Here is an 11,254-nt window from a genome sequence, read left to right on the forward strand (position 1 = left end):
ACACATATCTCTTTGAATTCTATAAATATTTTAATTTCATGATTGGTCTGTCATTTGCAAAATCTTTGACGCGAATACTCGCAAGTTAGGAGAAAAATGATGACTTCAATTACAGGCGCTTCAGGGGTTGATCCTCAAGCCATGATGCAAAAAATGCAGGAAAAACTGCAGCAAGCTGACACCGATAATAATGGCGCTTTGTCAAAGGCCGAATTAACGGAGTCAATGGAAGAAGTGGGACATACACCATCCAATATGGATAAGATGTTTGAGCGCATGGACGCCGACGGAGATGGTGAGTTGTCGCAGGAAGAGCAACTGGCAGCACAAGAAAAAATGCAACAACGCCTGGCGCAGTTTCAGTCAATGGGCGCAGGCAGTGGGTTAACGGGGATGGGCTACCAACAAAACAGTGCTTTTCAAAATCTGCTGGACTCTCTGGATACTGATAGTGACGAAGATCAGGATCTCAAAGCCGCTATTGAACAGGTGCAAAATGGTAATGGCTTGGCTGATCAGCAGCCCTGGCAAATTCTTAACGAGAAAATGCCTCCCATCAATACTTATGCCTGAGTAAAGTAAAACGCAGGAAACACTCGTAGGTGAGTTTTTCCTGCGTTTTGAGCTTCAAATACCCGGCTTCAGGCACTCTGCCAGGCCGTTTTCAGCCATCTGATTAGCTCATCGTCAATCTGTTTGCTGTCAGTTATTCTGACTCTGTGGCTTACCATGGCATTAAAACTACCGGCGTTTTCCAGACGCTCAGTGGCTGCAGTGCCTTTGAGATTTATTCCCAGATCCAGTCGGGTTTTAATGGAAGGCTGGATCAGGGCAAACTGCTTATTCCGTCGCAAGCTGACATAGGCTTTTTTCGGCGCAATTTCCAAATCCGCAGCAAAGCTCTGAATGGCACTAATGAGCGCCTCGTAAATAGGCAATAAGCCTTCTTTACCGCCGCTGTACTGTTGCGCCACCAGATCAGGCTCATCAGCTTTGTCCTGATTGAGGTATTCGTGAGCGATCAGGTTAGCAAAACCATGCGTTATCTGATGTTCGGTTTTCAGGTAGCCGACAATCTTACCGTGTTTGTCCAGTTGTTGTGTGGCGATGATCCCTAACCATTCAGCTAACGGCTTACCGGTTTTTTCCGGCAGGTTTTGCAACATGCTCAGTGCTTGTTGTTCTGGGCTGGCCATTAGTGTTGCTCCTTTTTATGTAGTTCGGTAATCTTGTCGAAACTCCAGTTTTCACTGAGTGCTACTTTCGGGGTAAAGCCCTGAGTTAGCTTGATAATAAGCAGAATCATACGGCCTGAGAAAGTCGGTTTTCCGGTTTCCACCAGAGATTTGAGGTTTTCGCAAATGAACTTGTTGCCGTCCTGCATGGTTTTTTCGGTTTTGGAAACCTCTGCCACATCGGGATTTTCTGAGATTAAGGTAAATTCAGTATCGCCATTGACCTCTTTGAGATCGTAAGTCACCTTGCTGAAGGCATCATCCATAGTGGTAAATTTAAATGTGTGAGCATAGCGATAGGGCGGGTCGAATTCGGTAACCTCGCCAATAACACTGGTGTATTTGCCATCCGGTGTGCGCATCGCCATAGGCGCACCGGGCGCCAGTCCCGGGGTGTCACACTGACTGTTAAAGAAAAATAACCTGGGGCTGTCGGTATTGACAATTTCAGACCACACTTTGTCAATACTGGCGTTGATAAAGACTTTGTACATCGATTGACGCATTTTACCGGGTTTGGGCGTGGAATCGGTCATTTTTGCTCTCGCTTTTTGTCAGGTTGGGCTTGCTTTTGCTCTGCCATAAATTTGATGTCCAGCATTCTGCCAGCCCAGAGGGCGCTGTATTCTGTGGTCCATCGGCTATGTATCATCTGAATAGGCACAACGTTGATATACAGGTGCTTGTCTCTGCCGCGTTTGTCTGTGATCAGTAAATCCGCCTTTTCCAGCACGGTCAGATGTTTCATCACGGCGATCCGGGTGACATCAAATTCCTTACAGACATCTTTTACCAGACAACCCGGGTGTTCCTTGATGAAATCCAGAAGCTTGCGACGTTTCTCATTGGCCAGTGCCTGAAACACCGCATCCATTGATTCGGGCGACATACTACATCCTGTTTTCAACTAATAGGTAACTTATAGGTTACCTTTTTAAGTAGATCAAGTTTTATCTGCAAAAACCTTACTTTTTATTACTGACTGATATTACAGGTTGTCGATATCCAGCCAGAATCTGGCATCGTTAACCGGGGTGTCAGGGGACATATTGGGGTTTGCGAGGCGATGCACCATGCGTTGTCCCAATGCAGAACGGGACAGGGTTTCTTTGATCACCGGATGGTTGTAAAACAGCGCATCATAGCTGCCATCTTCAATGGCGTTCATCAGTCCCTGATACAATTGCAGGCCTAAGGCCTGATTGTCTTTGGCAACAAAAAAGTAGAGCGCAAAGGGGTATATCAACAGGTGTTTTTGCTCAACGGTTAAATTGAGTTCCTGGCGACTGCTCACTTCAGACCAGGGCTCGTGCAATGCTCTGGGGAAAAAGTCAAAACGCCCGCCCTCGAGCATATGAAACAGACTTTCGTACTTTACCGGGTCGACCACCGCCATACGGGCGTTTTTTAACACTTTGGTATCTCCCCAAAACTTGCCTTGCCCCAGCGGAATTTGTTGCAGCTGTGCGAAACTGCTTATCTGACTAAAACGTTGTTGTTCTCCGGTGCGAATAATAAAGATTCGATGTCCCAACATTCCTTTGAGAATCGGAATACGGATGGGGTACAGACTGTGTTCATAATCTGCGGTGGTGCCGGTCCAGATAACGTCTAACTGGCCGTCATGTAGCATCTGAATTTTGCGCGCTTCGTTGATATTCAGACGTTTCGCTGTGAACTGCAGTGTTTCTGTGTGTGGACTTCGCTCAAACCCTAACTTCATCAGTTCCACAATGAGTGCTTCCGTAGGATTATCGGTAATGCTGTAGGTTATGCTTTGCTGGGCCTGCAGTGGTAGGCAAAACAATAAGCCACTACTGAATAATAACCGCACCAGATTGATCTGCAGCGTCTTGACTATACCGCTCACGGTGATGTGACTGAGTGAATTCATAGGTCGATCCGAAAGCATTGCGTAACGTTAAATTACAATGAAATGCAATCGATTGCAATAAGCGCTGCGGTGCGATAATCCGCTCTGTTTTTGCAATCCCCGGCACCTGAACTAGATTTAACAGTGTAATACCAACCCCTGTTGGTACCGTGAACGAGGGATTGAATATTGATTGACGGAATATTATTTGTTGTTCCCACGATAATGGCCCTTTTTACAGCGTCATTGCTGTATTTCATTAGTCGGACAGCAAAAAAGTTCGATAACATCTACGATGAACAACCCGCTATCTGGTGGGCCACCGGATTCCTGTTGCTCGGCAGTGCCTGGTTGCAGGCCGCTATCCTTGCATACAATGGTCAGTTACCTGGGAAAAATCTGACCTTTTTCAACAACCTGATTTACAGCGCGCCCACTTACCTGTGGCCCTTTGGGGTATGGTTGCGCAACCGCATGACGTTTGCCTGGCAATGGTTTTTATCCCTGATTGCCATTCAGATAATTTTCTTATTCAGTTTTACTTTTGTGGACAATAACTACAGTTTGCGTTCCATCACCATGCATGGTTTTAGTGCTCTCATGGCGATGATGACCGTAGTCTGTGTTCTGCGTTACAGCAAAACACGCTACGGTGACCGGTTGCTTATTTTGGGGTTTCTGGTTTACGCATTGCACAATTTCGTTACCGTGGCGGTGTTTATTACCGACCCTTCCACCAGTCTGTTTAATGGCGCAGGCGGCAGTGCTGAATTACTGGTGCTTTTGGCACCGCTGGCCTACGTGCTGTTAGGCGTGTGCTTTTTTGGGGTGATGCTACTGGATGTGATCGAAGAGCTGTCAGAAAAATCCCGTCACGATTATCTGACAGGTCTGTACAACCGGTTTGGCTTTGAGCAGGCCTATGAAACTACATTGGAAAAATCCGCCAGAGTAGATACCAAAGGACTGGTACTGGTGATGGTGGACTTAAATAAGTTTAAAGCCATTAATGATAAACACGGCCACAGCATTGGCGACAGGGCACTGACCTGGTTTAGCCACTTGCTGAACACCAGTTGCCGAAAATCCGATATTGTCGGGCGTATTGGCGGTGATGAGTTTGTGATCCTGATGTGGGATTGTGAGCCGGAACAGTGTCGGGAGTTTTTGCAGCGTTTTGATAAGCGCTGTGCTGCTTCCCCCGTGCCTGGCCTGTCTTACCCTTTATTTGTCAGCGCATCCTATGGAATATGTGACGTTACGGCCAATCAGGGACTGGATGAGATTATTGCCTGTGCCGATAAAAGCCTGTACGCAGCCAAAAAGCGACAGTCGATGCTGTCGCTTTAAACTTGCCCCAATAGCTGACCTTTAAACCAAACCTGGCTGGGTTTGTGCAATCCGGCGAAATAGCACAGTTCTCTTGGGTGCCCAATATCCCACAGAGTCAGATCCGCCTGCTTACCAACACTAATCGTCCCAATTTTGTCCTGCAGACCCAGCGCGCCGGCGGCGTGTTTAGTGACGCCTAACAAGGCTTCTTCCGGAGTGAGTCGGAAAAAAGTACAGGCCATATTCAGCATCAGCGGCAATGACGCAATAGGGGATGAGCCAGGATTAAAATCGGTAGCGATTGCTATTGGCACCTTGTGTTGGCGCAATAATTCAATGGGCGGGCATTGTGTTTCTCTGAGGAAATAAAATGCACCCGGTAACAGTGTGGCTACCGTACCACTTTGCGCAATGGCGGCAACGCCTTGTTCATCCAGATATTCAATGTGATCCACAGAAAGCGCCTTTAAACCGGCAGCCATTTCACTGCCACCCAAATTACTCAGTTGCTCCACATGGGCTTTCACTTTCAAACCCAGAGATTGAGCTTTAAACAACACTTTGTGGCTCTGACCGAGATTAAAACCAATACCTTCACAAAACACATCAGCGGCGTCAGCCAGATTTTCCTGGGCTACTTTGGGTAACATGTCATTGCACACCAAATCAATGTAACCATCACTGTTGTCTTTAAACTCCGGGGGCAGGGCGTGCGCCCCTAAAAACGTGGCCTGAATATTGGCCTGGCTGTTTTCTTTTAGTTTCCTGGCTACTCGTAGCATCTTTAATTCGCTTTCGGTATTCAGACCATAACCCGATTTGATCTCAATGGTGGTAACCCCCTGCTGCTGCATCGCCTGCAGGCGCTTTTGGGCAAGCTGGTAGAGGTGATCAAAATCAGCGTCACGGGTAGCGCCCACCGTGTTCATTATGCCACCACCGGCACGGGCAATTTCCTCATAGGAGACGCCCTGCAAGCGTTTTTCAAATTCATCTGCGCGATCGCCACCAAATACCAGGTGGGTGTGACAGTCTATCAGTCCGGGCAGCAACCATTGGCCGTGACAGTCAACTTTTTCCAGTTGTTGATACGGCTTCGGCAACTCCTTCATCGGTCCTTGCCAGCAAATTTTGCCACTGCTGATCACTACCGCAGCCTCATAAATGAGCTGCTCATCGGCAATACCGTTTTCCAAACTGGCCAGATTAAGGTTGTGCAATACCTTGTCTTGCTCAGAATTGATTTCGGAAGTTATTGAATTCATTCAGGTTGCCCCAGGTTGCTGAGTTTTAGAGTGACATTTTGCGAAATTTTACTTGTATATACAAGTTTGCTGTGTCACTTTATTAAACGATGACCGTCAGTAAATATCTACAGATCAAGCAGCATCTGCTGCGCAATATCGAATCGGGCCACTGGCCTGAGTATAGTCCTGTGCCCTCAGAAAATATGCTGGCAGCGGAATTTAATGTCAGCCGAATGACTGCCAGACGTGCTTTGCAGGAGTTGTCTGATCAGGGCGTTATCGTGCGCAATCAGGGGGCCGCTTCTTATGTGGCCAGCTTAAAAAGTCAGTCTTCTATGCTGGCTATTCGCAATATTGCCGATGAGATTCTGGAGCGTGGACATCAGCACAAAGCGCAGTGTTTGCAGCTGCACACTGTGCCGGCCACACCGAATGTTGCCGCTAATCTTGGCCTTTCCAGCGGTGCTGATGTGTATCGCAGTCTGGTGTTGCACTGGGAAAATCAGCAGATCTTGCAACTGGAAGAGCGCTTCGTGAATCCCAAAGTCGCGCCGGATTATTTGCAGCAGGATTTTGAGCACCAGACCACCCACGATTATCTGACCCAAATTTTACCTCTGACAGAAGCCGAGCATTTGGTAGAAGCCATAGTGCCGGATGCTGAGTTACAGAAACTATTAGCTATTCAGGAAGGAACCGCCAGTTTACGCGTAACCCGGCGAACCTGGTCTAAAAAGGCCTCGGTGAGTTACGCCATATTGACCCATCCCGGCGACCGCTATCGGTTAGGAAGTCACCTGACCTTCGGTTGATTCGGGTAACAGACATTATAAAGGTGATTAAAATGAACAATCGTCATGACCCTACAAGAGTGATCCGCGCCCCTAAAGGCACAGAGTTAAGCTGCAAAAGCTGGTTAACCGAAGCGGCAATGCGCATGTTGATGAACAACCTGGATCCGGAGGTGGCAGAACGCCCTGAAGATCTGGTGGTTTATGGTGGCATTGGTCGTGCCGCCCGCAACTGGGAGTGTTTTGATAAAATCGTAGAAGTGTTACAGCGCCTGGAAGACGACGAATCCCTGGTGGTGCAATCAGGTAAGCCTGTGGGTGTGTTCAAAACCCACAGCAATGCCCCGCGTGTACTGATCGCTAACTCTAACCTGGTACCCCATTGGGCCAACTGGGAACATTTTAATCAGTTGGATAAAGAAGGTCTGATGATGTACGGCCAGATGACCGCGGGCAGTTGGATCTACATCGGTAGTCAGGGCATAGTGCAGGGCACCTACGAAACTTTTGGTGCAGTTGCCCGTAAACACTTTAACGGCGAAGCCAAAGGTAAGTGGGTGCTTACTGGTGGTTTAGGTGGCATGGGTGGCGCTCAGCCTTTAGCCGCCACTATGGCCGGGTTTTCTATGATCGCGGTAGAGTGTGACGAAACCCGAATTGATTTCCGTTTGCGTACCCGTTATGTAGACAAAAAGGCCACCTCACTGGATGAAGCCTTAGACATTATCAACAATGCTGATACCCCGGTTTCAGTGGGGTTATTAGGTAACGCGGCCGATGTCTTTGCTGAGCTGGTGGACAGAGGTATTACCCCGGATGTGGTCACTGACCAGACTTCGGCTCACGATCCGCTAAACGGTTATTTGCCGCAAAACTGGACGATGGAACAGGCTGCTGAAATGCGCCAGAAAGACGAAGCGGCGGTAGTTAAAGCCGCCAAGCAATCCATGGCGGTTCAGGTACAGGCCATGCTGAACTTGCAGGAGCGTGGTGCAGCAACCCTGGATTACGGCAATAACATCCGTCAGATGGCATTGGAAGAAGGGGTGGAAAACGCCTTTGATTTCCCTGGCTTTGTACCGGCTTATATCCGTCCGCTATTTTGTGAAGGCATTGGACCTTTCCGCTGGGCAGCTCTGAGTGGTGACCCAGAAGATATCTATAAAACCGATGCCAAAGTGAAAGAGCTTATCCCGGATAACCCGCATCTGCACAACTGGCTGGATATGGCCAGAGAGCGCATTCAGTTCCAGGGCTTACCGGCACGTATTTGCTGGATTGGCCTGAAAGATCGCGCCCGCATTGCAAATGCCTTTAATGAAATGGTGAAAAACGGTGAATTAAGTGCGCCTGTGGTCATTGGTCGTGACCATCTGGACTCAGGTTCAGTGGCCAGTCCTAACCGCGAAACCGAATCCATGCTGGATGGCTCAGACGCAGTATCCGATTGGCCTCTGCTCAATGCGCTGTTGAGCACTGCTGGTGGTGCTACCTGGGTGAGTTTGCATCACGGTGGTGGTGTGGGCATGGGCTTTTCACAACATTCCGGTGTTGTCATTGTTTGTGATGGTAGCGAAGAAGCCGGTGAGCGAGTGCGCCGCGTATTGTGGAATGATCCAGCTACGGGCGTGATGCGCCATGCAGACGCTGGCTACGATATCGCCATCAATTGTGCCAAAGAAAATGGTCTGGATTTGCCTATGTTGTCCACCGGTAATAAATAAGGAATAGCCATGAACGAATTAATGATTCAACCCGGCAGTTTGTCATTGGCACAACTGCGTGATGTGGTGTGTAACCCTGTTAAACTGAGCCTTGACCCATCGGTACAAGCCGCCATTACCGCCTCTTCGGATCAGGTGAATAAGGTACTGGCTTCGGGTCAGGTAGTGTACGGTATTAATACCGGGTTTGGTTTACTAGCCAACACGCGTATCAAACCGGAAGAACTGGAACTGCTGCAAAAATCTATCGTCTTGTCTCATGCGGCAGGTACCGGTGAGTTAATGCAGGATTCCACAGTACGTCTGATGATGACCCTGAAAATCAACGCTCTGGCCCGGGGCTTTTCGGGGATTCGCCTGAAAGTGATTGAAATGCTGATGGCGTTGGTTAGTGCCGAAGTGTATCCCTGTGTGCCGAAAAAAGGTTCTGTCGGTGCCAGTGGTGACTTAGCGCCGTTAGCCCATATGAGTATGCCGTTAATTGGTGAAGGCCATGTGCGCTACAAAGGTGAAATCATCTCTGGTGAAGAAGGACTGAAAATCGCTGGCCTGGAAGCGGTTAATCTGGCTCCTAAAGAAGGCCTGGCCTTACTGAACGGTACCCAGGCTTCTACCGCGCTGGCGCTGGAAGGCTTATTCCATGCAGAGAACCTGTTTAACGCTGCCATCGTTGCCGGTGCCATGAGCGTCGAAGCTGCTGTGGGGAGTCGCGTACCTTTTGATGCCCGCATCCACGAGGCGCGTGGTCAAAAAGGACAGATCCGCGTAGCTGAGATGTTCCGTGCGTTGCTGACAGAGACTTCTGAAATCGGTGAGTCTCATCTGGAATGCGACAAAGTACAAGATCCTTATTCTCTGCGTTGTCAGCCGCAAGTGATGGGTGCCTGCTGGGATCAGATGCAACATGCTGCAAATATTCTGGCCACCGAAGCCAACGGCGTTACCGATAACCCCCTGGTATTTAACGAAGATATTATCTCCGGTGGTAACTTCCACGCAGAGCCTGTGGCGTTCGCAGCGGATAACCTGGCGTTGGTGATTGCTGAAATCGGTGCCTTATCTGAGAGACGTACCGCGTTGCTGATTGACAAAAACCTCAGTGGTTTGCCCCCGTTTCTGGTCAATAACGGCGGTGTTAATTCCGGCTTTATGTTGGCGCAGGTGACAGCGGCAGCGCTGGCCTCGGAAAACAAAACCCTGGCGCATCCGGCATCGGTAGATAGTTTGCCAACTTCAGCTAATCAGGAAGATCACGTCTCTATGGCCACTTTTGCGGCACGTCGTTTGATGGATATGGCTGAAAACAGCCGTGGTATCGTTGCTGTGGAACTACTGGCTGCGGCTCAGGGCATCGACTTCAGACGTCCTCACAAAACCTCAGAAAAACTGGAAATGGCTTACGCCATAGTGCGGGCCCAGGTGCCATTTTACGACCACGACCGCTATTTCTCGCCGGATATCGCCAAAGCGCAGGACATCATTCAGTCGGGTGGCTTCAACGGGTTAATCCGTTAATCTGCGAGTGTGCTGAAAAAGGGCTGTGATTGTCGCAATCATGGCCTTTTTTATTCTCTGTGTATTTAATTTAACCACAGCAGGCTATCCATAGCGCTGGATGTTAGTTATTCTGAACATTATTCACCCACTTATCACGGTCTTGTTATGCCGACACTCATCGTTAATGGTGCAGAGCTTTTTTACACGGACACCGGGAAAGGGGAGGAAACGCTGGTTTTTTCCCATGGTTATTTAATGAATCATTCGATGTTTAACGGACAGGTAGAGCGCCTAAAAGAACGCTTTCGCTGTATATCCTTCGAACACCGTGGACATGGACAAAGCGAAGTGACTGCCGCAGGCTATGAGTTGGATAATCTGGTTAAAGATGCCATCGCCTTGCTGGATGAACTCAAGCTGGGGCCGGTGCATTTTGTCGGAATGTCTACCGGCGGATTTGTCGGGATGCGCCTGGCATTGCAGCGACCGGATCTGTTGCGCTCTTTGGTATTAATGAGTACCTCTGCTGAAGGTGAGCCCAAAAAAGCCCTGAAGAAAAATAAATTGCTACTGAAAACCGTTCAGCATCTTGGCTGGTGGCCGGTTATCGGGCAGGTGTTGTGCATGATGTTTCACCGTCGATACGTTAAAAATCCTGCGAACAAAAAGACCGTGGGCTACTGGAAATCTGTGGTCACGGCACAAAATAAAAAAGCCATGCTGGCTTTTGGCAAGGCGATTTTTAACCGGGATGATGTGTTGTCGTCGTTATCGCAGCTGACCTTGCCGGTGGCGGTTATCGTGGGAGAAAAGGACGCACTGACGCCTTTAAATTGTTCAAAACGCATGGCGGAGGTGATACCTGGCGCCAGGTTGTCGATTATTCCTGATGCTGGCCATAGTGCTGCCATTGAGAAAGGGGAAGAAGTGGCTGACGCTATGCTGGATTTTTACAATAACCAGTAATCTGAAATTAAGCTGCCCAAATATTCTTTATCATTGTTGAAGTTGGAATCGGCATTCACTTTGTCCATGTTCAAGTCAGGCCTGCAAATACATCCCTGCTGCCAATTTTCAGGTTTTCTCTGCGCTTTTGGTTTATCTCGCGAAAGGACTGGATTTGTCTCGACTTTGAACACAATTGCGGGTGGTTATTTGTGAAATTTATTTTAGACTTCACAATAACTCATATATCTTGTTTGATGCATTTTACTTTTAAAAAGTAATCTTTTGTTTCGGTAGATAATTGTTTGAAATAATCATGCTTGAAGGTAATAAATAAATGAATGAAATGAACTATTTACAAAATGTAAAGGATTTAAGTAAGGAAAAGCTTCTGGAGATAGAGAAGAAAATGACTTCTCTAGGAATGGAAAAGGTTGATAATGGGGCTACTTTAAAAACAGGCCAATATAAAACTCGATCTTTTACTAACAATTTAGGTATTAAAACATACCAAGCAGAATGGCTAAGCAGTTCTGATTTAAGTGATATGATTGGGCTTTCTCGTTTGAGTGACCTTTAAAAAGTCGCTACACCTGACTCATAAATTCGT

The 11,254-nt window shown here is 48.1% G+C and carries 12 protein-coding genes; 7 read left to right on the forward strand and 5 right to left on the reverse strand.

The features are described 5' to 3' along the window. The first annotated feature begins 99 nt into the window (after positions 1 to 99). Positions 100 to 573: an EF-hand domain-containing protein gene (locus AC0J20_RS09280; RefSeq protein WP_229530838.1), complete on the forward strand. Its 474-nt coding sequence runs from the start codon at positions 100 to 102 to the stop codon at positions 571 to 573. A 68-nt stretch (positions 574 to 641) separates the two neighbouring features. Here the strand turns inward: AC0J20_RS09280 and AC0J20_RS09285 are convergent, their stop codons facing one another. The 4 genes from AC0J20_RS09285 to AC0J20_RS09300 form a co-directional block, all read right to left on the reverse strand. Beyond that, a complete protein-coding gene (locus AC0J20_RS09285) occupies positions 642 to 1,196 on the reverse strand; it encodes a DUF5655 domain-containing protein (protein ID WP_473021459.1) in 555 nt (184 codons plus the stop codon). After that, positions 1,196 to 1,771, reverse strand: a complete 576-nt coding sequence (locus tag AC0J20_RS09290) for an SRPBCC domain-containing protein (RefSeq protein ID WP_473021460.1) — start codon at positions 1,769 to 1,771, stop codon at positions 1,196 to 1,198. The genes AC0J20_RS09285 and AC0J20_RS09290 overlap by 1 nt, the downstream gene beginning before the upstream one ends. After that, entirely contained in the window at positions 1,768 to 2,124 is a 357-nt protein-coding gene (locus AC0J20_RS09295) for an ArsR/SmtB family transcription factor (protein ID WP_229530841.1), read from the reverse strand. Before AC0J20_RS09295 ends, AC0J20_RS09290 begins: the two co-directional genes overlap by 4 nt. Positions 2,125 to 2,223: 99 nt before the next feature. After that, positions 2,224 to 3,129, reverse strand: a complete 906-nt coding sequence (locus AC0J20_RS09300) for a diguanylate cyclase (RefSeq protein WP_473021461.1) — start codon at positions 3,127 to 3,129, stop codon at positions 2,224 to 2,226. Between the two features lie 168 nt (positions 3,130 to 3,297). Here AC0J20_RS09300 and AC0J20_RS09305 point away from each other — a divergent pair, with 168 nt between their 5' ends. Continuing rightward, positions 3,298 to 4,458, forward strand: a complete 1,161-nt coding sequence (locus AC0J20_RS09305; protein WP_229530843.1) for a GGDEF domain-containing protein — start codon at positions 3,298 to 3,300, stop codon at positions 4,456 to 4,458. On the opposite strand, the gene hutI is transcribed toward AC0J20_RS09305, so the two are convergent. Then, positions 4,455 to 5,705, reverse strand: coding sequence for an imidazolonepropionase (gene hutI, locus AC0J20_RS09310; protein WP_229530844.1), 1,251 nt, complete (start codon positions 5,703 to 5,705; stop codon positions 4,455 to 4,457). The two genes, AC0J20_RS09305 and hutI, sit on opposite strands and share 4 nt — an antisense overlap. Positions 5,706 to 5,794: 89 nt before the next feature. On the opposite strand from hutI, the gene hutC reads away from it, so the two are divergent. The 5 genes from hutC to AC0J20_RS09335 all read left to right on the forward strand — a co-directional run bounded on the left by hutC (position 5,795) and on the right by AC0J20_RS09335 (position 11,224). Beyond that, positions 5,795 to 6,499 carry a histidine utilization repressor gene (gene hutC / locus AC0J20_RS09315; protein WP_473021462.1) on the forward strand — a complete coding sequence of 235 codons (705 nt, stop codon included), beginning with the start codon at positions 5,795 to 5,797 and terminating at the stop codon, positions 6,497 to 6,499. 32 nt (positions 6,500 to 6,531) lie between these two features. After that, a complete protein-coding gene (gene hutU / locus AC0J20_RS09320) occupies positions 6,532 to 8,202 on the forward strand; it encodes a urocanate hydratase (protein WP_473021463.1) in 1,671 nt (556 codons plus the stop codon). Between the two features lie 9 nt (positions 8,203 to 8,211). Continuing rightward, positions 8,212 to 9,717 carry a histidine ammonia-lyase gene (gene hutH / locus AC0J20_RS09325; protein WP_473021464.1) on the forward strand — a complete coding sequence of 502 codons (1,506 nt, stop codon included), beginning with the start codon at positions 8,212 to 8,214 and terminating at the stop codon, positions 9,715 to 9,717. Between the two features lie 147 nt (positions 9,718 to 9,864). Continuing rightward, positions 9,865 to 10,665 carry an alpha/beta fold hydrolase gene (locus AC0J20_RS09330; protein WP_473021465.1) on the forward strand — a complete coding sequence of 267 codons (801 nt, stop codon included), beginning with the start codon at positions 9,865 to 9,867 and terminating at the stop codon, positions 10,663 to 10,665. Between the two features lie 316 nt (positions 10,666 to 10,981). Further along, positions 10,982 to 11,224 carry a hypothetical protein gene (locus tag AC0J20_RS09335; protein WP_473021466.1) on the forward strand — a complete coding sequence of 81 codons (243 nt, stop codon included), beginning with the start codon at positions 10,982 to 10,984 and terminating at the stop codon, positions 11,222 to 11,224. Positions 11,225 to 11,254: the final 30 nt, after the last annotated feature.

The sequence above is a fragment of the Planctobacterium sp. R6 genome (assembly GCF_055755215.1).